Origin of the sequence: Nocardioides sp. J9, assembly GCF_007829375.1 — a bacterium.
Taxonomy (GTDB): Bacteria; Actinomycetota; Actinomycetes; order Propionibacteriales; family Nocardioidaceae; genus Nocardioides.
The window spans coordinates 1-25,757 of record NZ_VLJQ01000106.1 but is presented as its reverse complement, the minus strand read 5'-3'; the positions used below and the strand labels follow the sequence as shown (position 1 = coordinate 25,757).

The window sequence follows — 25,757 nt, the reverse complement described above, 5'->3', positions numbered from 1 at the left end:
CAACCACCGGGAGTACGGCGAAGCACACCCGAGAATCGCCGTGGCGCCGACCGTCTGCCGCTGGTTGAGGTGCGAGGCCGTCCGCGGCCGAGCCTCGAAACCAGCGGCACCTGTTCACCGGACTGTGCCCACCAGAGCCCGCCACGCAGGCCCGGAGGTTTCGAGGCTCCTCGCTAGCGCTCGTCGCACCTCAACCACCGGGAGAAGGCTTGCCGCCAAGCGGGGCCCGGACCTACGCAAGGCAACTGCGTGCGCGGCAGCGTGGCGCCCCGCGCCGAAGGCGCGTCGACGGACGCCCGCGGGCCGAGCGCAGCGAGCGCCCGTGCGGCCTCCGTCGACAGGCGACACGCTCGCGCCATCAAGCGCCGCGCAGGCGACACGCTCGCGCCTTCAGGCCCCGTAGTGGCAGACGTAGCTGACCGGCTCGATGACCTCGATGTCGAACGACGAGTCGCCGGGGACGCTGAAGGACTGGCCGGCGGCGTACTCGGTCCACTCCTGGGAGCCGGCGAGGCGGACGCGGCAGGCGCCGGCGTTGAGCTCCATCACCTCGGGTGCAGCGGTGCCGAACGTCAGGGACGCGGGGAGGATGACGCCGGCGGACTTCTTCGTGCCGTCGGCGAGGGTGAACGAGTGGCTCACGCAGGCGCCGTCGAAGTAGATGTTGGCCCTGGGGTCGAGGGTGACGTTCTGGAAGGTCTCGGTGCTCACGTCGCGGAAGCCTATGGCGGCGGCGCGGGGGCGCGCGGACTGCGGCGGTACGCCGAGACGGTGGGGTCGCCCTCGATCCAGAACCGCCAGGGCACGTCGGCCGCCTTCGACACCCCGACCCGTGGCCCGCTGGCGATGCGGAGGCGTCGGCGGTGCTCGGGGCCGAGCCGGACGCCGGTGAAGTGCTCGCCGTCGGGGTGGTCCGCGAGCAGGTCGGTGCCGAGGTCGTCGAGGGTGATGCCGAGGGCCTGGGCGAGGTTGCCGGGGCCGCGGGCGAGCTGGACGTCGCGGCCCTCGATCCCCCGTCGAAGTCGGGCGAGGTCGTGGCCGTCGACGACCTCGCCGGAGCGCAGCAGCACCGCGGCACCGATCTCCGTCGGACCGGTCACGACGTTGGCGCAGAAGTGGATGCCGTAGGAGCGGTAGACGTAGAGCCGGTACGCCGGGCCGTACATCACTTCCGAGCGCGGCGTGCGGGTGAACGCGTGGGAGGCGGGGTCCTCGACGCCGCCGTACGCCTCGACCTCGGTGATCCGCACGGTGACCCCGTGCCCGGTGATGGTGCGCCCGAGCAGCGCCCGCGCCCGTCGTACGACGTCGGCGCGGTCTCGGGCAGGCACGCCAGCGACGCTAGCAACCGGCTCCCGACGCGCTTCCCGATTCGCAGGACGTGGATCCCTTGAGCGGCCTAGCCTGCCCGGATGAACCTCGGACGCCTCACCGTTCCCCAGCGGATCTCCGCCGTCGCGATGCTCGTCGTCGCGCTCGCTGCCTTCCTGCCCTGGGTCTCGCTCTTCGGCATCAGTGCGATCGGGCTCGAGGGGGACGGCGTCATCACGCTGGTCCTCGCGCTCGCCGGGCTGTTCACGCTCGCGCTGACCAGCGGGCTGGTCGGCCCGGCGCGCCGTCCCGGCCGGGCAGCCAACATCGCCCTGCTCGTCATGGCCGGGGTGACGGCGTTGATCGGCCTGGTCGACATGAACGGCGCAGCAGCGATCGGGCTCTACCTGACGCTCTTCGCAGGTATTGCCTGGACCGTCGGCGCGATCTGGCAGCTGGTGGCGCCCCAGCAGGCGACCACCCTCATCTGACCACCCTCCCTGAGCCCTACGCCCCGTCGAGCCGGGCTCAGGCGCGGACGTACTCCAGCACGGTGCAGCCGTTGTCGAGGCTGCGCGCGCCGGCGAGGGTGAACGCCTCCGGCGTGAACGGTCGCTCCAGCATCGGCCGGCCGCTGCCCGCGAGGACCGGGTAGACCTTCACGACCAGCCGGTCGATCTCGGAGGCGACCCGGCCGGCGRGCTGGCCGCCGCCGGCGAGGTAGACACCGATGCCGTCGTCGGCCTTGAGCCGGCGGACCACCTCGACGGGGTCGTCGGCAGTGACCTCGACCGGGGCCGTCGCCGCGGGCAGGGACCGGCTGCACACGACGGTGCGCAGGTGCGGGTACGGGTCGGCGATCCCGGCGGCCAGGGCCGGGTCGTAGGTGCGCCGGCCCATCACCACGGTGTCGAAGCGTGACAGCGGGGCGTCCGCGACGCCGAGCGCCTGCCGCACGTGGCCGGGCAGGGAGTCGGGATACTCCTCGGCCAGGAAGCGGGCGAACTCCGGTGGCACCGGGAAGAAGTCGACCTCGTCGGCCGGGCCGGCGACGAAGCCGTCGATGGTCGTGCCGATGAGGTAGGTCAGCTCGGGCATGTCCCGACCCCATCGCGTCGGCGGTGGGAGGTCAACCGCATTTCGGCCGGTGGGTGCACCGACCTAGGCTCGGGGGTGTGACCGAGCGCAACGTCCTGGGTGGCGAGCTGCAGCCCTGCGGGACCGACCCGATGACCGGTTTCCACCGCGACGGCACGTGCACCTGCGGGCCGCAGGACGTCGGCGTGCACGCGGTGTGCGCGGTGATGACCGAGGAGTTCCTCGCCCACCAGCAGGCCGTCGGCAACGACCTCTCGACGCCGCGCCCGGAGTGGCAGTTCCCGGGCCTGCACCCGGGTGACCGCTGGTGCGTGGTCGCCGCGCGCTGGCTGCACGCGTACGCCGACGGCGTGGCCGCTCCGGTCGTGCTCGCGTCGACCAACGAGGCCGCGCTGCGGCTGATCCCGCTCGAGGTGCTGCAGGAGCACGCCGTCGACGTGCCCGACGACCTCAGCAGCCTCACCGACGACTGACGCGCGCCGTGCACTCATCCGTGAAGGAGGTCGCCGTCGTCGGCGCCGTCATCGTCCGCGACGGCCGCGTCCTGTGCGCCCGCCGCGGTCCGGGCGGCGCGACCGGCGGGATGTGGGAGTTCCCCGGCGGCAAGGTCGAGCCCGACGAGTCGCCGCGGGCCGCACTCGCCCGCGAGGTCGACGAGGAGCTCGGCTGCCGGGTGCAGGTGGGGGCGGAGGTGACCACCACGACGCACGCGTACGACGCGCTGGTGGTCACGCTGTCGACGTACTGGTGCGTCCTGGTGGACGGCACCCCCACCACCACCGAGCACGAGGAGCTGCGCTGSCBCGCCCCCGACGAGCTCGACAGCCTGGACTGGGCGCCGGCCGACGTGCCGGCCGTGGAGCTGGTGGCCGCGGCGCTGGCCTGACCAGGACCACCGCCCCGCGGGGTTCGCTCGGATCCGTCGGCCGGGTCGGGCAGGCTGGCGGGATGGAAACCGCGACCATCACGTCCTGGACCTTCATGCAGGAGGTCCCGATCCCCGACGACATCGGGCCGATCCTCGTGGAGGGCGAGCAGCCGGTGACGGCGTTCAAGACCTTCCGCGACAGCGCCGTGTTCACCAACAAGCGGCTGATCGTCCGCGACGCCCAGGGGATCACCGGCAAGAAGGTCGAGATCTACTCGCTGCCCTACTCCTCGATCAACATGTGGTCCTCGGAGAACGCCGGCAAGCTGCTCGACATCAACGCCGAGATCGAGCTGTGGACGCGCGCCGGCCACATCAAGATCAAGGTCGGCAAGGGCGCCGACATCCGCCGCATCGACCAGCTGATCGGCTGGGCGGTGCTCAACAGCCACTGACCGCCGGGCAACGGCCCGGGTCCGTCACTCGGTCCGTCAGCGGCAGGTGCGCCAGATCCCCCTCGGCGCGGCCTGCGCGGAGCGCTGCGCGGTGCGGTAGCCCGCCACGCGGGTGAACCCGCGCCCCACGACGTACACGCGCGCCCAGCCGCGCTTGACCTGGGCGCGGTTGACGTCGATGGAGCCCTTGATCACGTAGCGCAGCAGCCGGCCGTACCGGTCCTTCTTCGGCTGACGGGTGTCGGAGACGAGGCGGACCCGGGTGCCGCGCGGCAGCAGCTGCCGTGCGGACTGGGTGGCGAGCCCGGCGCCGCACTGGCGGGGGCTGGTCTCGGGGGTGTTGATCCCGATCAGCCGCACCCGCCGCGTGGGGCCGCCTGCGAGCCGGACGTCGACGGTGTCGCCGTCGACCACGCGGACGACCCGCGCCCACTGCCGGACGACGGTGGGCGTGGTGCTGCCACCGCCACCACCACCGCCACCACCGGTCGCGTAGCTGCACGGGCAGGGCAGGGTCTCGCACGCGATCCCGTCACCGTCCGCGTCGAGGCGGTGCGGGTCGCTGCGCGGCCCGCCGTGGTCGAGGAAGAACCGCTGGGAGGCGGCCTGGGTGCTGAAGTCGCCGCAGTCGCGGTCGGCCACCGCCGCACCGGACGCGGAGGTCGACGCCGTCGCGGCTAGCCCGGTGCCGAGCAGGGCCGCGGTCACCAGGACGCCGAGGAGCCGGATCAGTCGCTTCATGCCCGCGACCGTAGGTCGGAGACCGGCCGGCCGCTGGAGAACAGGGCAGAGATGGTCCGAAGTGACCACCAGCAGGGTCCGATCACCCCACGCCGGCGGCGCTCGGGGCAGTTCTGTCGGGCGCCGTCCCTAGCGTGCGCCGTGCGGGGCCGACCGGTCCCGCGGACATGGGTCACGAGTGTCGACCGCACGCCTCCGGACGTGGTCGACCGGCAACCGCGCCACCCGGCACGGTGCCTTCCGGAGAAGACCCGGGTCGCGCCACGGTGGCGCGGCCAAGGACGGGAAGGAGTCCCTGTGGGACCTGACTTCGAGACGCTCGCCTGGCGCGGGCATCGGTACGACGTGCGTGTGCTCGGCGCGAGCTTCGAGTACCTCGCCCTGCGCAGCAGCGCGGAGCGGGCCAGGGCTGCCGGCCAGGACGGCAGCGCCGCCGGACTGCTGGCAATGGATGCCTACGAGATCGTGCTGGCGCAGGCCCGCGACGTGCACGAGCTGGCCCGGGAGCACCCTGACGGCGACGTGTGCAGCTGTGGGGTGGTCACGCCACCGGGGCTGCCGCTGGCCCGCGCCACCGGCCACCTCGACCAGCTCCGCTGGGAGCCGGTGCCAGTCGTGCTGGTGACGACCGACGTCGAGCGCCGCTACGAGTCCGAGCCGGCCACCGCCCTCGCCTGTTGCCAGGACTGCGGCTGGACCAGCCCGGAGCTCGCGCTGGCCGAGGCGCGCGAGGTGGCCGCAGCGCACTCCTGCGACCTGTCGGACGGCAGCGGGCACGAGGCGTGAGCCTCGCTGAGCGGGCCTGATCGGCCCTTGATCGGCGGGCGGGCTCAGCCGGTGCGGCCGAGGGTCTTCGCGACCTGCGGCCCGCCGACCTCCCGCACCCAGTCCGGGTTGCCGACGACGACCAGCTGGTCGGTCGCACGCGACATCCCGACGTAGAGGCGCTCGCGCGCCCGGTCCGTCACCGACTCCTCGTTGAGGCACAGCACGACGGCCGGGCGCTCGAGGCCCTTGCACCCGAGGACGTGACCGTAGAACACCTCCTCGGCGTCCCAGAAGGTCTCCCAGTACTGCTCCTGGCCGACCGCGTCGGTCTGCATCTTGTGCGAGGCGTGGCGGTGGCCGGTGGTGATCAGCGCGACCCGGCCGGGCTCCCAGCCGTCCTCGTCGAGCAGCCGCACCACCTCGTCGTCAGCGACCTCCTCGGCGTCCGCGGCGTCGCACGGGACGAACCGCACGTCCGGGCCGTGCCCGCCTCGGGCGTACATCCGTGACGGCGCCAGCGGCGCGAACGCGCCGTGGATCTCGCGGGTGTTGCGCAGGCAGTGGTCGAGCACGAGCGGCACCAGGGAGACCGGAGGGACGCCGAACCGCCCGAAGATGCGCTGGTTCTCGTCGGAGAACACGTAGAGCCCGCCCTGCTCCTCGTCGCGCAACGCCTTGAGCACGGGGGTCCACCACGAGACGGCGAAGTCCTGCGCCTCGTCGACCACCACGGCGTCGTACCGCTGGCCGTCGGTGAGCCCGTCGGCCAGGTCGGCCATGATCTGCGGCAGCTGCTCCTCCCAGAACTCGCTGTCTGCGCGGTCGCCGTCCGGCGCGCCCCACTGCCGGCCGAAGTCGTGGAACGTGCCGACGAACTTCGGGCGGTGGCGGTGCGGCCAGCTCTCGACCTGCCGCTTGAGGTACGTCGCCAGCCCGATCGAGTAGCACAGCAGGGCCACCCGCTGCGGCTTCCGGTCGGCGGTGCCGCGGGTGAGCTCCTTGGCCTGCYGGAGCGCCAGGACCGTCTTGCCGCTGCCCGCTCCGCCGCGCACCTCGACCCGGGTGAGGTGGCGGGTGACCGACAGGATCATCGCCTGCTGGTCGGTCAGCCGGTCCGCCTCCGCGGCGCGCTCCGCCGCCTCGGCATTGACGTCGTAGTAGCTGGTGTTGAACCGACCGGTCAGCGCCGCGACGATCGCATCGACGTCGTCCGCCTCCGGCGCCCGCTGGGTGTCCCCCTTCGACGCGTTCTGCCGCAGCCGCGTCGCGACGTGCGCCAGGTCGTCGCGGTCGTGCAGCGCGTGCCGCGGCAGCTCAGGCAGGCTGAACGCCTGGTCGAAGGTGGAGTACGGCGTCACCACCCCGTGCGCCCACCGCACCCGCGTCCTGCTCCCCCACGCTGCCTGGCGCTCGACGTAGGAGCGCAGCGCGTACTTCGCGTCGCGGGCCTGCCCCACCGGGTCGATCCAGTGCGGCTCTTCCCCGCGCTTCTGGATCCACCCCTCGTCGTACCAGACCGACCCGCCCTTCACCTCGAGCACCAGCACCCCGAACCCGGGCGTCAGCACCACCAGGTCAGCCTCGTAGTCCCGCTCCTCGGTGGTGAGGTGCTGGTTGGCCAGCAGCACGTCGTCCGGCCCGAGCTGGTCGCGCAGCAGCTCCCAGACCTCCTTCTCGGACCCGGTCGTGAACGTGGGTGATTCGGGGATGCAGGTGACCACGAGCCGGAGTCAAGCAGCACCGTCCGCTGCGCAGAGGAAATTCGCAGAACTCCCGTCAAACGAGTTCTCCAGACCTACCCTGCCTGAAAGGGAGGTCGACATGGCCGCTGGGGATTCCGCAGAGGACGAAAGCGCACGCCTGAGGCAATACGCCCGCCTGCTGGATGAGCGCGCCCAGAACTTCCTCATCGCCGCTGAATCCGAGCGCACGCTCTCGAAGTACCTGAAGGAGCTCATTCAGTTCCAATGGCGAGTGCTGGAGGATCGCGAGTGGCCGAATAGCTCGCGCGCCAACATCGACTTCCTCGTCGTGGGACCGCCTGGGGTACTGATCATCGATGCCAAGGAGTGGGCGGAAGTCTCGATCATCAACGGCCAGCTCTTCCGTGGCGATGCAGACGAAACAGCGACCATCGACAAGCACATCTCGCTCATCGACCGGCTCGCCGACGTCCTCGCTGACCACGGCCTGGTTCCGAGCGCGATCCAGTCGGTCCTGGCGTTTACCAACCAGTCCATGAAGGCGACCCCCGTGGGCCCGTCGACGGCAATCGGCGCCACGGAGCTCATTGGGTGGTTGCTGAGTCGGCCACCTCGCCTCGCGCCCGAGAACGTACACGCCATCGCCGACGACCTCGAGCTGGCATGCCCGCCGAAGGGTCCCGTTCCCACACAGGCAAAGACGAAGGTTCCGCGGAAGCCACGCGCGAAAGACGAAGCGCTCGATGAGCCGCTGATCGAGTTCGACGAGGTTCACGGCGCACTCAACGAAGCGCTCCTCGCCAAACCCATTGAAGACTGGATGACCTTCATCCATCCGGAACAGAACAAGCTCGTTCGTGCGCAGTGGAACGGTCCGTACCGCATCCGTGGTCCGGCCGGCACCGGAAAAACGGTCGTCGGCCTGCATCGCGCGGTCTACCTCGCGCAGCGGTCAGACCTGCCCGTGCTCTTCACGTCCTTCGTCAAGACCCTTCCCCGTGTGCAAGCAGCGCTCGCTCGACGCATCTCGCCAGCGGGTGCCGAGAACATTGAGTTCGCAAGCGCGCATCAACTCGCCTACCGGGTGCTCGAGCTGTCGGGCGTTGGCGTCCGTATCGACCTTGACGCATGCAGCCGGGCGTTCGAGCGCGCCTGGGCGGAGACTCAGGCAGCTGACAAACTCGCTCGATTCGAGCCCCGCCCTGACTACTGGCGCGAGGAGATCGACTACGTCATCAAGGGGCGAGGCATCCTCGACTTCGACACCTACCGGGACCTCGAGCGCGTCGGCCGCAAGACAACCTTCCCGCGGGAGTCCCGGGTCGACCTCTGGAACCTCTACTGCTGCTACAGCGAACTCCTCGACGAAGCCGGGGTCTGCGACTTCAACGACTTGATCATGAATGCGCTGGATGTGCTCGACGAGACACCGGGGCTCTTGCGGTACGGCGCGGTGATTGTCGACGAGGTGCAGGACCTCACCCTGACCGCACTCCAGTTCCTGGCCCGCCTCGCACGAGACGACCAGGTCCTGCTGATCGGCGACGGGCAGCAGTCGGTCTACCCCGGTGGGTTCAATCTCTCCGAGGCCGGAATCAACATCACGGGTCGATCAACCGTGCTCAAGGTGAACTACCGCAACACCATCGAGATCCTGAACCGCGCCATGCGCGAGGTGTCACACGATCGCTTCGGTGACCTTGAAGGACAGCTCGAGCACGGCGGCCGTGACGTCGAGATCGCGCGGCATGGACACGCGCCGATCGAGTTCCTCGCTGGGTCCCAGCTAGAGCTGGAGGCCCGTCTGGTCGACCAGATCATCCGGACCCGTGACTACGGCATCCCGTTGGGCGACATGGCGGTCCTGGTGGCATACGTCGGCGCCGTCTCCCAGTATCAGCGGGTGCTGCGTGCGGCAGGTGTTCCCACCGTTGAGCTCACGGCCTACGACGGGGTCACGCAGGACAAGGTCAAGATTGGGACCTTCAAGCGGGGAAAGGGACTCGACTTCAAGTACGTCCTGATGCCTGGACTGCGCCACAGCCCGCCCGCGAGACGACATGGAGAAGCCGAATCTGCCTACGCCGAACGGCTGGAGCGCTTCCACCGGGAGCTCTTCGTCGGGATGACACGCGCCCGCGATGGGCTATGGCTCGGTTACCTGCCGCACTAGCTATTCCGCGGTCGAAGGAGCCGACGATGTCTCGGACGCATTTCAGGACGGCACGACTGTCCCATCCACCGCGTCGGCCGCTGCTGCCAATGTCAGCTCCGCGAGTTCTGCCATCAAGGCTGCGAGTTCTTCATCGTTCAGGGTCGACAGTGCAACGACGCGCGCCATCCTGAGCACACGCTTGGCCAGGGCACGCATGATCTGCATGCGCTTGAGGGTGGTCGGGGCGCCACCGACCTCGATCGACTGGGTGTCGACCGCGTGAAGGAACGCCGCGGCGACAGCCCGCGCCACGCGAGGGTCGCCGCCGAGCGTCGCAGTGCGTTCGACGATCTGGACAAGCTCGTCCTCGCGCATTCGCATGGTCAGCTCCGGCCCCAGGAGGTGCGCCCTCCACCAGTGACGGCGGAAGACGTTACGCGGCTTTCCGAGCAAGCGTTCGTAGCGCGGGTCGCAGTTGGGGTTGGGCCAGCGCCAGAGAGCAACGTCTGGCAGAAGCACGAGGGTCAAGTAGTTCCAGACCTCTGCGACGCCGGCTTCAGCCGGCACCATGAATAGCATCTCGTGTAACAGTGCAGGCAGTGCGCGATCGAACTCGACTCCTGCATCAGCATCAGGAAAACCACATCGCTGGGCGTGCTCCACGATCGCCGTCCGGATCTCACGAAGCCGTTGATCATCCGCGCGATGAAGCGCCGTGGGGTAGAACGTTCTCCGACCTTCGTACTCCTCCGCCAACCCGAGGACCTCGCTCCGATCTGCGCTTGAGATCTTGACGAGGAGCTCGGATGCAAGAGCGCCCGAGAGGCGCGGATAGCTGAGCGAGTTCACAACAGGAACCCCCCTCGTGCCTGCAGGACTGCGTCGAATTCTCCCGGACGCGTGCGCAACATGGCGCGGACCTCTTCGACGGACTGACCCGGAAAGTTGCGACGGAGAGTCAATACGAAAAGCTCACCCAGCGACTCGGCGGGGTACTCACCTTCGAGGTCGAGATCCTCGCAACCCAGAGCCTGAAGAACCAGCGCACGGTTCACGTCAGCGTGCAGGACCCGACCCACTACGTCGGACTCCCCGTCTGGAGAGTTGAGCAATGCCTCGACTTTCGGATGGTCTGTGTTCAGGTACAGACGAGTGTTGCCGAGCCCAGAGTCATACGGATCTGTCGAGTCGAACAGCAGCGCCCAGGCAGCGGTCAGCCCATTGGCGATACCAGTCTGCGCAAAGCTCACGGCTGACAGAGGGAACCGACTGCCGTCACCCTCGAGACGAATGGCCCGACGTTCACTCCAGAGAATGCTGCCGGCCCTCTTCGCGGCAAGAGGGTTGGCAAATCCCATCGGCACCTTGGCTGTGAGATAGGTGTCCAGCACCAACTGGCCGCCGAGCATTCCCCCCGCGAGGGAGAACTGGACCGTGTTCGATCCATCCTCGGCCATGACGGTCTCCGATGCTCCGCGCAATCCTGAGCCGGTTGCGTGCCATGCGACCGCCAAACCGAGAACGGAGTCGTAACGCAAGCCGGAATCGGCGATGCACTTGCGAAGGTCCACGGTGACTCCGACGCTGACCTGGAGGTCCGTCGCCTGATCCCAGTCCGGGACGAGCTCGGGGTTGAGGTGGTCCCGGTCGCTTGCCCTGACCACAACGCGGTCAATCACCACGGCATCGGCACTGACCTGCAGGTGACTGGTTGCGTACTTGATGGCCACTACTCGACCTCCGCAGCCGCCGACACGGCAATGGCCACCGCGGTGTCGTCCGGCACGCTGACTACTACCTGGAAGCTCTGCTTTCCGGCCTGCGTGACCAGGACGCCCCGCCGGGCCGGGTCCATAGCTTCCCGCAGTTCGAGGTCCAGCACCTCCGGCTGCGCCAGGTCCTGATCGCGGTCTGGGCCAGTTTCGGTGAGGACGTGAGGATCGACCGACACGCGAACAGGCAATGCGCTCGAAGAGGGCACATTCACCTCGACCTCGAAGCGTGCGGCGGCCCGTCCGCCGAAGAGTTCCAGTCTCGGAGAGCCGATGACCTTGGCGCTCAGCGAGCGGGAACCGCCACCGGAGGGTGATGACGACTTCTCTCGCACGAACGCAGCGTCGCCCGTCCCGAGCACCAGGTCCCCCATCGCAGTGGCAAGCCGCACCAAGCCCGGTTGTACGACAGTGCCGTCACCGGCTCCCACGTTGACTGCCGCCGACACGAAGCTCTCCTTGATGAGCTCCAGTGCCCTCTTGACCGGGTTGCGTGTCCCCTTGGGCAACCCCATGTTGGAGGCGGACCAGTCGTCGTGTGCCACCGGTTCGGCCTTGGCGAACTTGTCGTTCAGATCGTCGTCGGCAACAAAGACTCCGGCCGTTCCCTGCCCGTTTGGATCCTCGCGAACCGGCAGGTAACGGACGATCAGTCGTGGGCGACGCATCAGTGCGACGTGCGACGAGATCTGAACTGGCGAGTCCGGCGCCGCGGCGAGGTCTTCCCGCGGCACCCTCCGCCACGCAAGAGCGCCAAGACGCAGGGCAGGGCGTTGCATGCGAAGCACGTCCTGGTTCCATGGCCAATCCTCGACAGGCTCCGTGGTCGACTTGGCTCTTCGATAAGCCTCGGCGAAGTGGCGGAGGCAGGGGTGATCGTCAGGGAGTTGAACCGGAACATCCGCCCCATCCGCGGTGAACTCGAACCGGATGGATCCATCAACCATGTGGGGCCACGCCCACCACAGGGCCGCCGACGCGAGCCTGCGAACCACGGCTTCGACGGTCTCTGCAGTGTCGGTCGCGACCGGGCCAAGCACCATGAGAGACGTGCCAGTTGCTTCGTCGCGCAGGCGGGACATGCCGAGCGACTCGGCCAGCTCGTCCGCTTCCACGCCTTCCACTGGCTCGATCAACGTGTCGGGATCTGACCGTCCCCACCAGTGACGCCCGGTGTACTTGAGTGCCCCGTCGCTATAGGGGTCGGTGTGCCCCATCGCGATGAAGCGCGACACCGGAGCGCCCTGGTACGTCGACTTGGTATAGATCAGCACCGTTGCGCAGGAACTCATCCCCCACAGCGTGCCCTTGCCGAATCCGTAGGTGCCACCGCCGAGCTTCTTGTCGGCGGCCCGTCCGACGTTGCGCACGAAGTCGATGAAGTCCGTCGCATCACTGGTGACCCGGTCAGCTCTCGTCGGGCCGCCAAGACCTTTCGTTCCCGTATCGGTCACCACGAGAAATGGCTGGGTGTCCTCACCGCCGCTGAGGAATGCGGCGAGGTCAGAGCTCTCCGGCAACTCCGCGAAGACGGTCTCCTTCAGGATCTGCACCCTGTCGGGGCTCGGCCAGAAGGCGTCGACGCTGTAACGCACGGGGCCGTGCGGCTCAAGTCGTGCATCCCAACTGTTCTGCACTGTCTCTCGCAGGAAGACATCCCACGGATCGAGCTGTGGCCGGCCGATGGCCCGATCTGCCGCACGCGCATCAATGTTCCCCTGCGGGGCATAGGGCTCAGCGAAATGTTGCAGGGCGGTCATGCATCCAGTCCTTCGAACACGTCAAGCGGGTTGTCCAGCCGTCCCGCAGCTTGCGAGAGTGATGTCAGGTCAACCTGATATGTGACTCCCGAGATTGCCGCCTGCACGTCCGGGTCGCTGAAACTCGAGCGCACGATTCGCGGGGTGGCAGACCCGACCACTACCCCACACTCGTCCAGCACCTTGAACCGAATCGTTCGGTAGACGTCTTGGTCGACGGGAAGGCAGCCAACCTTGGCGAGCTCCGATTGCAGTGCTGCCTCATCAATCCCGAGCGCCACCAGGCGAGCGACCGCGTCCGGGATTGAGTCGCCACCCGTCGGCACCAGCTCCATCTGCTGGGCAAACAATCGAAGAGAACCGACCTCGAGTTCGTCGAGCTGCCACAACCCGTGAACGGTAACCCGGAACTGATCCCTTTGGAGAGTGGCCTTGACCTCGACACCGGCCTTGTCGAATCTGAAGTCAACTCGCGAGCGGTCCGGGCCCGCCCACGCGGCGAGTGCAGCATCGGGACCGTACCGCTCCGCGAGCTGCTCCATCGCATGCAACTCTGCCAAGAGCCCCGAACATTGAGTTTCGCTCAGCACGCCGCCATGGACGCCTTCGAGGAGCGCCTTCCACTTGCTCACCACGGCGAGTGCCTCCGCGACCGGATCCGACTCCTCGGCAAGGTTCGAGAGCGCCCTGATGACGTCGTCGCACAAGCTGAAGAAGGTCGACCGGAGGCTGCGGTCCTCGCACGTCACCATCAACCAATCGGCATAGGTCGCTCCGCTGGCCAAGGCACCAACTCTGGCGCTCAAGCCTCGTGTGAGCACCTTCAGACCCGCAGCGCGACCGGTAGCAGGAACCAGGAGAACGGGCCGCCCGTGCGGGTCGCGAGCAACCCCGACCTCGGCGCCCTCGACCGTCACGCCAACGGGCTTCATGAGCCAGTTCGACGATTGGGCAGTGATACCCGCCCACAGCAGCGCGGCGGTTCCGGACATCACGGTGCCCCTGCGCCGGAGGTAGTGACATCCTCTTCTTCGTCAAGCTTGTCAGCTTCCTCGATCTCCGCCGAGAAATCCTCGACCTCGATGCTGGAGAGGTCAGCCGCTACGTAGTCAATCCCCCCACCTGACGCCTCGGCGTTCGGGAAGAAGAAGGTCACGCCGAGTACAGGGCCGGCAGCCTCGAGAGGTGCGCGCCCATTCGCTGAGGTCGGCACGGTCGGAGCTATCGGGTACAGCGCGAGCAGGGGCGGCGCGTCAAGGCGATCCCGTTCGTTCTTGATCTCCTTGTCACTCGGTTGTTCTCCCAACCCCTCAAGGATCTGCGGCAAGTCCGCGGCGCGATCCAGCGAACCCGACAACGCCTTGATGTTCGCTGCCCCGGGCCTGGACGTCGACATCTTCGTGCGACCGATCAGGTTGACCTTGCCGAACGGCCCCAGTGACTCCTGGCCCAGGGCAGGCTTCTGGTTTTCCATCACAACCACGTTCCAATGCAGGAGACCTCCATTCGCGTTCTCCTGTTCCAGGTACTTGAGCAGGAGGGATGTCTGCAACCGCTGACTGTCCTCGTGGAACGAAAAGGCCTCAACAAACTCCCGAATCCTCGACACCGGCACGCCTGTCAGCAGGGGCCGTCCAACACCGCGAACCCGCCCCATGGACACCCCCGGGTCCGAGGCCGCGTTAGTGATCAACCGTTCCCCTGCGTCCCAGTTTCGCTTGAGCCATTCCCGATCATTGCTGCGGAACAGGATCATCTGTTCACGCTTGCCCGAGTAGTTGAGCTGTGCGTGGACAGCGTTCCTCATCTTCGCGGCGTTCGTGATTGTCATGGCGGGATCCGTACGGATCTTGATAGCCAGCTGTGTGGGACGGAGCGCCTCAAGCTCGTAGCGATCGATCTCGTGACGGATTTCTGCCTCGACCGTCGCCAGGGTCTGGAACCAGTCGCGAAGCTCGTCAGTCATCCAGATCCGGACCAGGTCGGAGTACCCACGGCGGTAGCCGAACCAGCGCCCCATCTGAAGGAGCGTGTCATAGGCAGATGCTGCTCGAACGAAGTAGGAGCTCACCAGGCCCTCGAGCGTCAGGCCCCGGCTGAGCGTGTTCCCACCGATGGCGATCACCGTGGAAGGCTCATCCTCCTTGTAGATCAGGCGGGCGTCGGACCTGTAGTTGTCGACGATCACCTGGGCATCGGAGAGAACCGGGCCGAGCTCGCCGACCACGCGGTCCCAGGAGAGCTCCTCTTCGTCAGGCTGCCGGACGACGCGGTCTTGCTCGGAGTTCCACAGCGCTTCCAGATTGGCCAACACCCCGGCATCGCCGCTCGCGACGGCTCGCTCGAGCTCCACGCAGTATCGACTCACCACGTCGTGAAGACGAGCATGTGCCTCGGAAAGCATCGACGTATGGACCAGCATCGAGGAGTGGGCGTCATGGTCTCCACGCGCCCGACGGCCGGCGGTCGCGAGGAAGAACCAGTTGACCGCATCGACGAGGCTGGGAGTCATCTCCGGGGTCCAGCTGAAGACGGCTCCCTTTCCCTTCGGGGGTTGGACCGTTGGCACGTCGGCGTCGGGCACCATCCGGATGACGTCATCAGGCTCCGCAACCGCGTCGTCCTCGACATGCTCCAGCAGGTCGCGTCCGAACAGTCGCTCAGCGCCGTAATAGCCGTCACCGGTCTTGAGACTCACGATGAAATCTCTCGGGTAAAGCCCTTCGGGAGTCGACGGGTCAATCAAGAGGTTGGCGAAAGGTGTCGCCGTGTACGCGACGTACGCAGCCTTCGGATTCTCCAGGATCTCGCGAATGAGCTTGTTGATGACCGACATGCGCTTCTTGCCCACATCGATGCTGGCCTGGTCGGCTTCGTCGTCGATGATGAGGATCGGGCAACTGAGCTGCGCAGCCTCCCCGGCTGACCGGATCCAGTCGCGCAAGCGACGCAACCGGTGGGGGTTCTTCTTGACCACAGCAAGCAAGCGGTGATTCCCCTGCATGAGAGCAGTGGCGTTGCCCGTCTCTGCAAAGTCGGCTTCCTTGCTGGTGAGCAGGTACCAATTGGCGGCTTGCTCTCCGACAAGCTGAGCTTCGAGACGTGCCTGTGTCTGACTCCGCAGGTTGTCGGTGATGCCCGACAGGACGATAACCATGCGGTATCCGACGTCCGCTGCTTTCGCCGCGACGGACATGAAGCTCGTGGTCTTGCCGCTCTGCACGTGTCCCAGAACGAGGCCCCGCGTGCGGATCGGAGTCGCGCCCGGCGGACGCAACAGGCCAACGACCCGGGTCGACGACCGGTCGATCTCCCCCAGCGCCTCGGGCGGAAGGCCGTGGGCGAGCTTGTCCTTCAGCGCCGGCCAGAGGACGTGGTCGGGATTGGGCCCGGCGTACCACTTGCCGTTGAGAACCTCCTGATCGACAAGTGCTCCGGGGTCCTTGAGCTCGATGACCGCGTTGACCTCAACGAGGTACTGGTGACGTGCTGCCTCCAGGATGTGCGGCGGTACACCGAGTTGTGCAAGGTTCCGCACAGCGCCCTCAAGCGTGGCGCCACCAGCGACGTTGTTCTTGATGTTCGTGACCGCGAAAGTCACCGCATCAGTGCTCACACATCACTCCCCAAGTCGTTCTTTCGCCCGAGTGAACCATGTCGGGGACACCTCCTCTGGTGAAACTCCAGAAGAGCCTGTCTCCTCTACGACTCTGCCGTAACCGGCCGACTCAACCCGGTGGCACGACGGCGTGCTGGGGTCCGATCGGACATCTTGCTGCGCTCCTGAATCGCCCCGGGTCTGATGGAGGCTCTCAATCCATGGAGGATGAGAGTCATGGCAGCACCCAGGAAGTACCCCGACGAACTGCGTGAGCGGGCCACCCGGATGGCGGTCGAGCTGCGGCAGGATCCGGCGACGAAGCAGGGCGCGATCGCTCGTGTGGCCGAGCAGCTGGGGATGCACCCCGAGACCCTGCGCAACTGGGTCCGCCAAGCCGAGATCGACGGCGGCGTCCGCCCGGGCACCACGACCAGTGACGCGCAGCGGCTGGCCGAACTCGAGCGCGAGGTTCGCGAGCTGCGGCGGGCCAACCACATCTTGAAGACCTCGGCGGCTTTCTTCGCGGCGGAGCTCGACCGCCCCACCAGCAAGTAGTCGCCTACATCGACGCTCATCGCCACGACGTCATTGATGTGGCCGATGGTCGCGAGGTCGGGGTCGAGCCGATCTGCGCGGTGTTGAAGGACGCCGGCGTGCAGATCGCCCCGAGTAGCTACTACGCCGCCAAGACCAGGCCGCCGTCGGCACGCGCGATCCGTGACGCCCAACTGGTCACCGACATCAAGATCGTCCACAAGGACAACCTGGGTGTCTACGGCGCACGGAAGATCCACGCGACACTGAACCGGGAGGGCGTTCGCGTCGCCCGCTGCACGGTGGAGCGGCTGATGCGGGCCGAGGGGCTGCGCGGGATCCCGCGGGAGAAGACCCGCAAGACGACCATCGGTGACGGCGCTGAGACAGAGCGGCCCGAGGATCTGGTGAAGCGGAAGTTCGTCGCGACCGCGCCGAACCAGCTGTGGGTGGCTGACCTGACCTACGTCAGGACGCACGCCGGCTGGACCTACGTCGCGTTCGTCCTGGACGTCTTCAGCCGAATGATCGTGGGCTGGCAGGTGTCCACCAGCCTGCGCACGGACCTGGCGTTGGACGCACTCGACATGGGCCTGTGGAACCGTCAACGCGCCGGCCAGGACGTCACCGGCCTGGTCCATCACAGCGACAGGGGCGTTCAGTATCGAGCGATTCGCTACACCGAACGGCTCGCCGAGGCCGAGGCCGTCGCGTCCGTCGGCAGCAGGGGCGATTCGTATGACAACGCGATGGCCGAGGCTCTGAACTCGCTGTTCAAGGCCGAGTGCATCCGCAACCCGCTCATGCGGCCCAAGGGCGGCTGGAAGAACGTGAGCGACGTCGAGATCGCCGTCGCCGAGTACGTCGACTGGTTCAACCACAGGCGCCTTCACGGCGAGATCGGACTCGTCCCACCAGCCGAGTTCGAGGCCAACCACTGGGCCAACCGCGTGGTCACCGACTACGTTGCAACACCTGTCCCGACCGGGGCTGGTTCCAAGTAACCGAGCCTCCACAAAACCCGGGGCGATTCACTCCTGAGTTATCCGAAAGGGAGCGCAGGAGGGCCATCCCGGCCGAAAACATGAATCATCTCCGCCAGTCCGATCACAGCCAGCTCCCGCTGCCCAAACAACGCGTGCAGGGCCGCCGGTACGACGAGGACGACCAGCTGCTCCTGCATCTCGACCAGCTGGTCCCTGCTGATCGGCGCTTCCAGGGTGAGCAGGTGTTTGACCGGAACGCGCGCCGCCTCGGAAAGTATCTGACGCCAGCGGTCCTTGCAGGTCGTCTTGACTGCCAGCATGTGCAGCCGGTCTGCGGGAAAGGCGGGATCGTGATATTCGGCCGCTCCCGGAATAAGAAAATCGGGGCGAACCTTTCCCTCAGTGCGGGGCTGGGCATCGAAGGGCACCTGCCAGGCACGGAGGATCTCAGCGACATGGTTTTCCAGCGCATGACCCGCCCGCGACTTGCGACGCTGGAAGGCGCTCATTGCTGTCTGGAGAATGCTGTCGATGTCACCACCGGCTTCTGCAATCCGCTGGCCGAGCACGTAACGTTCGAAGGTACGGAAGAGAACCTCCTCCCGGTCCCACCAGGCAAGGAGCGCTGCGTCGGGATCGTCGAGGGGCGAGATGTCCGGCAGCGTTGATCTTGCATAAGCGGAGAAGGTTGCTGTGGACGGGAAGTGATGGCCGAACCGATTCAGGAGGTCTTCAAGAAACCTCTCGTCCGAGAACTCGACCTCGTAGCCGAGCGCTTCCAGCAACCGCCGTGAGCTGAACGTGAGGTCTTCTCCGGATGGCACTGTCTCGACGTCGAACGTCTCTGACGGCTCGAGACCGAACATCGCCTCCAGTTGCGCCGCCATCGACGACTTGCCGTCGGTGACGACCACGACAAGGTCACGCTCCTGCCCCGGCAGCGTCCGGGCGATGACGACGTAGTCGCCTGGACGCGTCAGGGCCATCACGGCGTTGCCGGCCGGGTAGTAGAAACGGAACTCACTGCGCGTCGGGTGGCGAGCACGGGCGTCGTACCAGGTGGCGGTGTCGTCGACCAGCAGTGGCTCAGCGTCGTCGGCGAGGCGCACATAGGTCGTCCGGTACCGGCGTTTGGAACCGTCCGCCGGCGGGGGACCCAGGAGATCAACCAGCGGCCGCGCTCCATTGAACTCATGCTGATGCGACGCGGCCGTACTCGCCTCGACTGCGCTCAGAAACTTCCCTGCGGCACCCGCGAAGAAGTGCTCGATCCTGCGGTTCACTGCCACGCGACGTCCAGCGTCCTCTGCTCACCGACGAGCCATTGCTCGATCGACGTGACCGTGTCGTTCAACTGGTGCCGGGTTGCGCACTCCCAGATAACGGCGGTGCGCCAACCGGCGTCGTCGAGTTCCTTTCGCCGGAGCGCATCCCGCTCCCGGTTGCCCTGAAGCTTCGCTTCCCAGAACTCCCGGCGGGTCGCGGGCACCTTGAAGTAGCTGCAGCCTTCGTGGCCGTGCCAGAAGCAACCGTGGACGAAGACGGCTGCCTTGTAGCGCGGGAACACCATGTCAGGTCGGCCCGGCAGGTTCCTGGCATGCAGGCGATACCGGAAGCCGTCGCGGTGCAGCGCCTTGCGCAGCAGGAGTTCCGGCTTGGTGTCCTTGCCGCGGATGCCCGCCATCATCCGGCTGCGGACCTCGGGAGAGACCACGTCGGGCATGCGATCGAGCCTAGCCCGCTGCTGGAACCGCCAGAGCGCCTTCGTCCAGGTGGGCCGCGATCTGCTTCGCCACTGCTTCAACGACCGGCACCACGACGCTGTTGCCGAATTGCTTGTAGGCACGGGTGTCGCTGACCGGGATAACGTAGCTGTCGGGGAACCCCATGAGGCGGGCGCATTCGCGCGGGGTCAGCCGCCGCGGACGACGGTCAGGGCCCTGGTCCACGAGGATCTCCGAGCCGTCCTTGTAATAGCGGGCAGACAACGTCCGGGCGACGTCGTTGCGGGTGACGAGGCCGAAACCGAAGCCGTTGCCCGCAGCGTTGTGCTTCTTCTTGTAGTTCTGCAGGTACTCCCACAGACGAGGCGTGAGCGTGTACTTCTCCGCCGGTGCGCCGTGCTCGTCGGTGTAGGGCGGCTCGACCTTCTCGGTGCCGTCCTCCTTGTAGAGCACGGCATCCATCGTCGGGTGGACCGCCGGTAGCTCGACCTTGTTGAAATCAAAGCCCGATCCGTCCGGGTAGACGCTGCGGTCGAAACCAACCATGAAGATCCGGCGCCGGCCCTGCGGAACGACAGCGGCAGCGTTGATCACCTCATGGTGGAACTCGTAGCCGAGGCCCTCCAGACGCTGCTTGATCACCCGGAAGGTGTTGCCCTTGTCGTGCGAGACGAGGTTGCGCACGTTTTCCAGCAGGAAGGCCCGCGGGCGCTTGTGCTCAATGATCCGGGCGACGTCGAAGAACAGCGTGCCCTGAGTCGGGTCCTGGAAGCCGTGCGGTCGACCGAGGGCGTTCTTCTTGGAGACTCCTGCGATGCTGAACGGCTGGCACGGGAAGCCCGCGACGAGGACGTCGTGATCCGGGATCTCGTCGACGTGCACCTGGGTGATGTCGCCGCGGAAGATGTGCTCGCTGCCTTCGTCCGCAGGGAAGTTTGTTTCGTAGGTCCTGCGGGCGTAGTCGTCCCACTCCGAGGTGAAGACGCACTCGCCCCCGGCGCGCTCGAAGGCCATGCGACAGCCGCCAATGCCTGCGAAAAGGTCGATGAACCGGAAGTCCGGCTCCCCCGACTTCAGTTTGACCGCGTCGCCCATGACGCCCCTTTCGAACAGGTGATCGAACGCTGGTCCCAGGCTAGCGGACCCGACCGACGAAACGCGGAGGCGCGCGGCACCCCGGTGAACCGGAGTGCCGCGCGCACAGTCAGCCTCAGCTGCAGCCGCTGGKGCTGCCACAGCCCTCGCAGACGTAGCAGGAGCCGGCGGGGCGCATCTTGGTGCCGCAGGTCATGCAGAGCGGGCTGTCGACGGCGTGGCCGGTGATCTGCTCGAGGAGCTCGGCGGTGGTCTTGGCGACCTTGACCTCGGGGGCGCCGGCGAGGGGGTCCTCGTCGGTGTCGACCTCGGCCTCGACGACGTCCTCGGCCGCGGCAGCCGCGGCCTTCGGGGCCGGGGCGGACTCGACGAGCTCGGAGGCCGAGCCGGTCTCGAGGTGGCGCTGGCGCTCTTCGGCGGAGTAGATGCCGAGGGCGGAGCGCTGCTCGAAGGAGAGGTAGTCGAGGGCCAGGCGGCGGAAGACGTAGTCCATGATCGACTGCGACATCCGGACGTCCGGGTCGTCGGTGAGGCCGGCGGGCTCGAAGCGCAGGTTGGTGAACTTCGAGACGTAGGTCTCCAGCGGGACGCCGTACTGCAGGCCGATCGAGACCGCGATCGAGAAGGCGTCCATCACGCCGGCCAGGGTCGAGCCCTGCTTGCCGAGCTTGAGGAAGATCTCGCCGAGGCTGCCGTCGTCGTGGGCGCCGGAGGTCATGTAGCCCTCGGCACCGGCGACGGTGAACGACGTGGTCCGGGCCTGGCGCGACTTCGGCAGGCGCTTGCGGGTCGGGGCGTAGACGACCTTCTCCACGACCTTCTCGACGACCTTGGTCGCCTCGGCGGCCTCGGCCGCGTCCGCGGCGTCCTTCTTCGCCTTGCCGCCGCCGTCGGCGAGCGGCTGGCCGACCTTGCAGTTGTCGCGGTAGATCGCGGTGGCCTTGAGGCCGAGCTTCCACGACTCCATGTAGATCTGCTCGATGTCCTCGACCGTCGCCGTCTCCGGCAGGTTGACGGTCTTGGAGATCGCGCCGGACAGGAACGGCTGGCAGGCGGCCATCATCTTCACGTGGCCCATGGGCTTGAGCGCACGCTCGCCCATGGCGGTGTCGAAGACCTCGTAGTGCTCCGGCTTGAGGCCGGGGGCGTCGACGACGTGGCCGTGCTCGCCGATGTAGGCGACGATCGCCTCGACCTTCTCCTCGTCGTAGCCCAGCTTCTTCAGGGCCCGCGGGATGGTCTGGTTGACGATCTGCAGCGAGCCGCCGCCGACGAGCTTCTTGAACTTCACCAGGGAGAAGTCGGGCTCGATGCCGGTGGTGTCGCAGTCCATCATGAAGCCGATGGTGCCGGTCGGGGCGAGCACGGAGGCCTGGGCGTTGCGGAAGCCGTTGGTCTTGCCGAGCTCGACGACCTTCGCCCACTCCTCCGTCGCGGCCTTGTGCACCGCGGCGTCGGCGATGTGCAGCGTGCGCACGTCGTCGTTGGCGGCCTGGTGCTTGCGCATGACGCGGTTGTGCGCCTCGGCGTTGCGGGCGTAGCCGGCGTAGGGTCCGACGATGCCGGCGAGCTCCGCCGAGCGACGGTACGACGTGCCGGTCATCAGCGAGGTGATGGTGGCCGCCATCGCACGACCGCCGTCGGAGTCGTAGCCCAGGCCCATCGCCATCAGCAGGGCGCCGAGGTTGGCGTAGCCGATGCCGAGCTGGCGGTAGTCGCGGGTGGTCTCGCCGATCGCCTCGGTCGGGAAGTCAGCGAAGCAGATGGAGATGTCCATCGCGGTGATGATCAGCTCGACGGCCTTGGCGAACAGCTCGGCGTCGAAGGTGTCGTCGTCCTTGAGGAACTTCAGCAGGTTCAGCGACGCGAGGTTGCACGAGGAGTTGTCGAGCGACATGTACTCCGAGCACGGGTTGGACGCGGTGATCCGGCCGGTCTCGGGGTTGGTGTGCCAGGCGTTGATCGTGTCGTCGTACTGCAGGCCGGGGTCGGCGCAGGCCCAGGCGGCCTCGCTGATCTTGCGGAACAGCGAGCGGGCGTCGACGGTCTCGATGACCTCGCCGGTGGTGCGGGCACGCAGGCCGAACTCGGTGCCCTCCTCGACGGCCTTCATGAACTCGTCAGTGACGCGCACCGAGTTGTTGGCGTTCTGGTACTGCACGGACGTGATGTCCTTGCCGCCCAGGTCCATGTCGAAGCCGGCGTCGCGCAGGGCGCGGATCTTGTCCTCCTCGCGCCACTTGGTCTCGACGAACTCCTCGATGTCGGGGTGGTCGACGTCGAGGACGACCATCTTGGCCGCACGACGCGTGGCGCCGCCCGACTTGATGGTGCCCGCCGAGGCGTCGGCGCCGCGCATGAAGGAGACCGGGCCGGAGGCCGTGCCGCCGGACTTGAGCAGCTCCTTGGAGGAGCGGATGCGGGAGAGGTTCAGGCCGGCGCCGGAGCCGCCCTTGAAGATGAAGCCCTCCTCCTTGTACCAGTTGAGGATCGAGTCCATCGAGTCGTCCACCGACAGGATGAAGCAGGCCGACACCTGCTGCGGGGACTGCGTGCCGACGTTGAACCACACCGGGGAGTTGAACGAGAAGTACTGGTGGACGAGCAGCCAGGTCAGCTCGTGCTCGAAGACCTCCGCGTCCGCCGCCGTCGCGAAGTAGCCGTTCTCCAGGCCCGCCTCCACGTAGCGGGAGACCACGCGGTCGACGAGCTGGCGCAGGCCGGTCTCGCGCTCCGGGGTGCCGACCGCGCCGCGGAAGTACTTGGTGGTGACGATCGTCGAGGCGTTCAGCGACCAGAAGTCGGGGAACTCCACACCGAGCTGCTCGAAGACGGTCTCGCCGGTCTTCCAGTTGGTCTGGACGACGTCGCGCCGCTCCCAGGTGATCTCGTCGTACGGGTGCACGCCCTCGGTGCTGAAGACCCGCTCGATCTTCAGGCCCTTGCGGGCGGGTGCGCCTGCCTCGGTCGGGTTGCTGGCCGTCTCGGTCATGACTCTCCTGGTGCGCTGGTCGGCTGTGCTGTCGGCGGTGGTGCGGATGCTGCGTGGGTGGTGCGGGTGCTGCGTGCCCCGATCGGTCGGGACAGGGAAGCTGGTGGCCCGGCAGGCAGCTTCCCCACTACCTGCCGGGCGTCTGTGGTCAGCCCGTCGGGGCTGGGTCGCCCTGCAACTGGCGCTCGGCGCGCAGGAGGGCGATCTCGTTCTCGAAGTCGGCCGCGGACTCGAACCCGCGGTAGACCGAGGCGAAGCGGAGGTAGGCCACCTCGTCGAGGCGGCGCAGGGGGTTGAGGATCGCCAGGCCCACCTCGTGGGCGGCGATCTCGGGGCTGCCGGCCAGCCGGAGCTGGTCCTCGACCTCCTGGCCGAGCAGGGCCAGGTCGTCCTCGCCGACCGGACGGCCCTTGCAGGCCTTCCGTACGCCGGCGACAGCCTTCTCGCGGTTGAACGGCTCGGTGGCGCCGGAGCGCTTGAGCACCGTGAGCTGCATGAGCTCGACCGTCGTGAACCGCTTCTCGCAGTCCTGGGACTGGCAGACCCGCCGGCGGCGGATCGAGCAGCCGTCCTCGGCGACCCGGGAGTCGAGGACCTTGGTGTCGTGGTGCTTGCAGTACGGACAGTGCATGGTTCCTCCTCCCGGGATCGACGTCCCGGACCGCGGAAACCTGTGGATAACCTGGTCTCCGCCGTGCAGAACGGGTACTGATCTGTGTATCGCCACCCCCAGTCCTGTGGACTAGATGTGGAGAACTACATCGTTGTAACTACTAGATGTAGTGGTAACCGTACGCCCCGGCCACCACGGGTGCAAGACCGGGGGCGGGAGAGTTGCCGGAAGTTTTGCCCGGCACCGCGTTTGCGCAGGTCACGAGCGGGACGAGACTGTCCGGGACTATCGTCTGACCGGCGCGTCTCGGGTCCGCGCCGCTCGCACCACCCCCCAACCAGGAGCCGAACATGCCTGCCCTGCCCACCCGAGCCCGCCTTCGTCGTACCGTCGCCGCCACGGCCGCTGCCGCGGCCCTCCCGCTGGCGTTGTCCGCGTGCGGCGAGGCCGCCGAGCAGATCACCGAGCGCGCCATCGAGAAGGCCGCCGAGGACGCCGGCGGCGCCGACGTCGACATCGACGCCGACTCCGGCGAGGTGAAGGTCGAGAGCAGCGACGGCTCGTTCTCCTACGGGACCGGCAAGCTCCCCGAGGGCTTCCCCGAGGAGGTCCCGGTCACCGACGGGGAGATCGTCTCCGGCGCGTCGACGACCAGCGGGGGCAAGCCCGGCTTCGTCGTCCAGCTGCAGGTGCCGGGCGGGACCGACGAGGTCGCCGCCCGGATCGGCGACGAGCTGGGGGCCGCCGGCTTCACCCGCGACGACGAGGCGAGCGCGGCCGGCATCTCCAGCTACGAGAACGACGCGTGGGAGGTCATCGTCGGGACGCTCACCGAGGCGGACGGCAAGACCTTCGTGCAGTACTCCGTCACGGGCCGCTGAGGCCGATCGCGGGGCGGGCACCCACCAGGTTGGGTGATCGGCAACAATGACGACCGTGGCAGGTGGGAAGCGCGCGGGCAGCCGCGCAGGGAGCAAGGCGCGACCGCGCTTTCGGGCCGACCTCCTGCTCCTCGCGGTCGGCATCACCTTCGCCCTCGTGGCGTGGGGGTACCTCGTCCTGGCGGCCATCGACTTCGGTGCCGACGCCCGGCACGACGGCGACGGCAGCGCCTGGTTCTTCCTCGCGGTCGCCTCGCTCGGCGGCATGCTCTGCCTCTTCCTCGCCTTCATGCTGGCGGTGCGCCTGTCCCGGGCCCTCGGCCTCACCTCGGCCCCCGAGCCGCGGCCGAAGCGCGACCCGAACGCGCCGAAGGGCGGCAAGCGCGCGGCTCGCTGAGCCGCTTGCCTGCCACCCTTCGTCTTTTCCCCTGCTCCGCTGGGGTCGAGGCAGCGGAGAGTCGGTGGGCGCGCTACTGCGCGGCCGGGATGCGCAGCTGCTGGCCGGCGTAGACCATGCTGCCCTCGAGGGTGTTGAGGTCCTGGATGTCGGCCATCGCGCCGCGCACGTCGCCGCCGGTCGCGGCCGCGACGCCGGAGGCGATGTCCCACAGGGTCTCGCCGGGCGCGACGGTGACGACCTGGACGGCCGGGGCGCCGCCGTCCTCGCGGGTCGCCGCCGACCCGGCGGCCACCGCGACGG

General features: G+C 67.6%; 25 protein-coding genes and 1 riboswitch. Of the genes, 9 read left to right on the top strand and 16 right to left on the bottom strand.

The window, feature by feature from the left end:
* Positions 1 to 390: 390 nt before the first annotated feature.
* Together L615_RS18305 and L615_RS18300 are read right to left on the bottom strand one after the other, a co-directional pair.
* Positions 391 to 711, bottom strand: coding sequence for a pyrimidine/purine nucleoside phosphorylase (locus tag L615_RS18305; protein ID WP_145726050.1), 321 nt, complete (start codon positions 709 to 711; stop codon positions 391 to 393).
* An 11-nt stretch (positions 712 to 722) separates the two neighbouring features.
* Complete coding sequence (locus tag L615_RS18300; RefSeq protein WP_145726049.1) at positions 723 to 1,331, bottom strand: DNA-3-methyladenine glycosylase; 609 nt, start codon at positions 1,329 to 1,331, stop codon at positions 723 to 725.
* An 81-nt stretch (positions 1,332 to 1,412) separates the two neighbouring features.
* Here L615_RS18300 and L615_RS18295 point away from each other — a divergent pair, with 81 nt between their 5' ends.
* Positions 1,413 to 1,802, top strand: coding sequence for a hypothetical protein (locus L615_RS18295; protein WP_145726048.1), 390 nt, complete (start codon positions 1,413 to 1,415; stop codon positions 1,800 to 1,802).
* A gap of 37 nt (positions 1,803 to 1,839) precedes the next feature.
* Here L615_RS18295 and L615_RS18290 read toward each other — a convergent pair whose 3' ends face one another.
* Complete coding sequence (locus tag L615_RS18290; RefSeq protein WP_145726047.1) at positions 1,840 to 2,409, bottom strand: dihydrofolate reductase family protein; 570 nt, start codon at positions 2,407 to 2,409, stop codon at positions 1,840 to 1,842.
* Between the two features lie 77 nt (positions 2,410 to 2,486).
* Between L615_RS18290 and L615_RS18285 the strand changes: the two genes are divergently transcribed.
* The 3 genes from L615_RS18285 (at position 2,487) to L615_RS18275 (ending at position 3,732) form a co-directional block, all read left to right on the top strand.
* A complete protein-coding gene (locus L615_RS18285; RefSeq protein ID WP_028656632.1) occupies positions 2,487 to 2,882 on the top strand; it encodes a DUF2237 family protein in 396 nt (131 codons plus the stop codon).
* A 20-nt stretch (positions 2,883 to 2,902) separates the two neighbouring features.
* A complete protein-coding gene (locus tag L615_RS18280; RefSeq protein WP_145726051.1) occupies positions 2,903 to 3,295 on the top strand; it encodes a (deoxy)nucleoside triphosphate pyrophosphohydrolase in 393 nt (130 codons plus the stop codon).
* 62 nt (positions 3,296 to 3,357) lie between these two features.
* A complete protein-coding gene (locus L615_RS18275) occupies positions 3,358 to 3,732 on the top strand; it encodes a PH domain-containing protein (RefSeq protein ID WP_145726046.1) in 375 nt (124 codons plus the stop codon).
* 36 nt (positions 3,733 to 3,768) lie between these two features.
* Here the strand turns inward: L615_RS18275 and L615_RS23500 are convergent, their stop codons facing one another.
* Positions 3,769 to 4,473: a thermonuclease family protein gene (locus L615_RS23500; protein WP_186449926.1), complete on the bottom strand. Its 705-nt coding sequence runs from the start codon at positions 4,471 to 4,473 to the stop codon at positions 3,769 to 3,771.
* 170 nt (positions 4,474 to 4,643) lie between these two features.
* Positions 4,644 to 4,761: riboswitch (SAM riboswitch) on the top strand.
* A gap of 9 nt (positions 4,762 to 4,770) precedes the next feature.
* Between L615_RS23500 and L615_RS18265 the strand changes: the two genes are divergently transcribed.
* Positions 4,771 to 5,259 (top strand): hypothetical protein, encoded by a 489-nt coding sequence (locus L615_RS18265; RefSeq protein WP_145726045.1) that lies wholly within the window; start codon positions 4,771 to 4,773, stop codon positions 5,257 to 5,259.
* 44 nt (positions 5,260 to 5,303) lie between these two features.
* Here L615_RS18265 and L615_RS18260 read toward each other — a convergent pair whose 3' ends face one another.
* Complete coding sequence (locus L615_RS18260) at positions 5,304 to 6,962, bottom strand: nuclease-related domain-containing DEAD/DEAH box helicase (protein ID WP_145726044.1); 1,659 nt, start codon at positions 6,960 to 6,962, stop codon at positions 5,304 to 5,306.
* A gap of 100 nt (positions 6,963 to 7,062) precedes the next feature.
* Here L615_RS18260 and L615_RS18255 point away from each other — a divergent pair, with 100 nt between their 5' ends.
* Positions 7,063 to 9,117 (top strand): nuclease-related domain-containing DEAD/DEAH box helicase, encoded by a 2,055-nt coding sequence (locus tag L615_RS18255; RefSeq protein ID WP_186449925.1) that lies wholly within the window; start codon positions 7,063 to 7,065, stop codon positions 9,115 to 9,117.
* Between the two features lie 42 nt (positions 9,118 to 9,159).
* On the opposite strand, the gene L615_RS18250 is transcribed toward L615_RS18255, so the two are convergent.
* Genes L615_RS18250 through L615_RS18230 form a run of 5 tightly spaced genes read right to left on the bottom strand, consistent with a single transcriptional unit; the run spans position 9,160 to position 16,247 of the window.
* Entirely contained in the window at positions 9,160 to 9,948 is a 789-nt protein-coding gene (locus tag L615_RS18250) for a hypothetical protein (protein ID WP_145726042.1), read from the bottom strand.
* On the bottom strand, positions 9,945 to 10,829 hold the full coding sequence (locus L615_RS18245; protein WP_145726041.1) for a hypothetical protein: 885 nt from the start codon (positions 10,827 to 10,829) through the stop codon (positions 9,945 to 9,947). The genes L615_RS18250 and L615_RS18245 overlap by 4 nt, the downstream gene beginning before the upstream one ends.
* Positions 10,829 to 12,631, bottom strand: a complete 1,803-nt coding sequence (locus tag L615_RS18240) for a hypothetical protein (protein ID WP_145726040.1) — start codon at positions 12,629 to 12,631, stop codon at positions 10,829 to 10,831. Before L615_RS18240 ends, L615_RS18245 begins: the two co-directional genes overlap by 1 nt.
* A complete protein-coding gene (locus L615_RS18235; protein ID WP_145726039.1) occupies positions 12,628 to 13,623 on the bottom strand; it encodes a PD-(D/E)XK motif protein in 996 nt (331 codons plus the stop codon). The genes L615_RS18240 and L615_RS18235 overlap by 4 nt, the downstream gene beginning before the upstream one ends.
* A complete protein-coding gene (locus tag L615_RS18230; RefSeq protein ID WP_145726038.1) occupies positions 13,623 to 16,247 on the bottom strand; it encodes a Z1 domain-containing protein in 2,625 nt (874 codons plus the stop codon). Before L615_RS18230 ends, L615_RS18235 begins: the two co-directional genes overlap by 1 nt.
* A gap of 219 nt (positions 16,248 to 16,466) precedes the next feature.
* On the opposite strand from L615_RS18230, the gene L615_RS18225 reads away from it, so the two are divergent.
* Positions 16,467 to 17,770, top strand: a protein-coding gene (locus L615_RS18225; RefSeq protein WP_145726037.1) for an IS3 family transposase whose coding sequence is annotated in 2 segments (ribosomal slippage) — positions 16,467 to 16,746 and positions 16,746 to 17,770 — 1,305 coding nt in all. Because the reading frame shifts where the segments join, the coding sequence is not laid out codon by codon here.
* A 38-nt stretch (positions 17,771 to 17,808) separates the two neighbouring features.
* On the opposite strand, the gene L615_RS18220 is transcribed toward L615_RS18225, so the two are convergent.
* The 5 genes from L615_RS18220 to nrdR all read right to left on the bottom strand — a co-directional run bounded on the left by L615_RS18220 (position 17,809) and on the right by nrdR (position 24,194).
* Complete coding sequence (locus L615_RS18220; protein ID WP_145726036.1) at positions 17,809 to 19,041, bottom strand: type II restriction endonuclease; 1,233 nt, start codon at positions 19,039 to 19,041, stop codon at positions 17,809 to 17,811.
* Positions 19,032 to 19,475: a very short patch repair endonuclease gene (locus tag L615_RS18215; RefSeq protein ID WP_145726035.1), complete on the bottom strand. Its 444-nt coding sequence runs from the start codon at positions 19,473 to 19,475 to the stop codon at positions 19,032 to 19,034. Before L615_RS18215 ends, L615_RS18220 begins: the two co-directional genes overlap by 10 nt.
* Positions 19,476 to 19,485: 10 nt before the next feature.
* Positions 19,486 to 20,571, bottom strand: a complete 1,086-nt coding sequence (gene dcm / locus L615_RS18210) for a DNA (cytosine-5-)-methyltransferase (protein WP_145726034.1) — start codon at positions 20,569 to 20,571, stop codon at positions 19,486 to 19,488.
* A gap of 115 nt (positions 20,572 to 20,686) precedes the next feature.
* Positions 20,687 to 23,563: a vitamin B12-dependent ribonucleotide reductase gene (locus L615_RS18205; RefSeq protein WP_145726033.1), complete on the bottom strand. Its 2,877-nt coding sequence runs from the start codon at positions 23,561 to 23,563 to the stop codon at positions 20,687 to 20,689.
* A gap of 148 nt (positions 23,564 to 23,711) precedes the next feature.
* The gene (gene nrdR, locus L615_RS18200) at positions 23,712 to 24,194 is read right to left on the bottom strand and encodes a transcriptional regulator NrdR (protein WP_028656619.1); all 483 of its coding nucleotides are present in this window, start codon (positions 24,192 to 24,194) and stop codon (positions 23,712 to 23,714) included.
* Between the two features lie 332 nt (positions 24,195 to 24,526).
* Here nrdR and L615_RS18195 point away from each other — a divergent pair, with 332 nt between their 5' ends.
* Entirely contained in the window at positions 24,527 to 25,057 is a 531-nt protein-coding gene (locus L615_RS18195; RefSeq protein ID WP_145726032.1) for a hypothetical protein, read from the top strand.
* Between the two features lie 55 nt (positions 25,058 to 25,112).
* Positions 25,113 to 25,454, top strand: coding sequence for a hypothetical protein (locus L615_RS18190; protein ID WP_145726031.1), 342 nt, complete (start codon positions 25,113 to 25,115; stop codon positions 25,452 to 25,454).
* Positions 25,455 to 25,527: 73 nt separating this feature from the next.
* On the opposite strand, the gene L615_RS18185 is transcribed toward L615_RS18190, so the two are convergent.
* On the bottom strand, positions 25,528 to 25,757 hold a 230-nt coding region (locus L615_RS18185; RefSeq protein ID WP_145726030.1), incomplete at its 5' end, for a LysM peptidoglycan-binding domain-containing protein.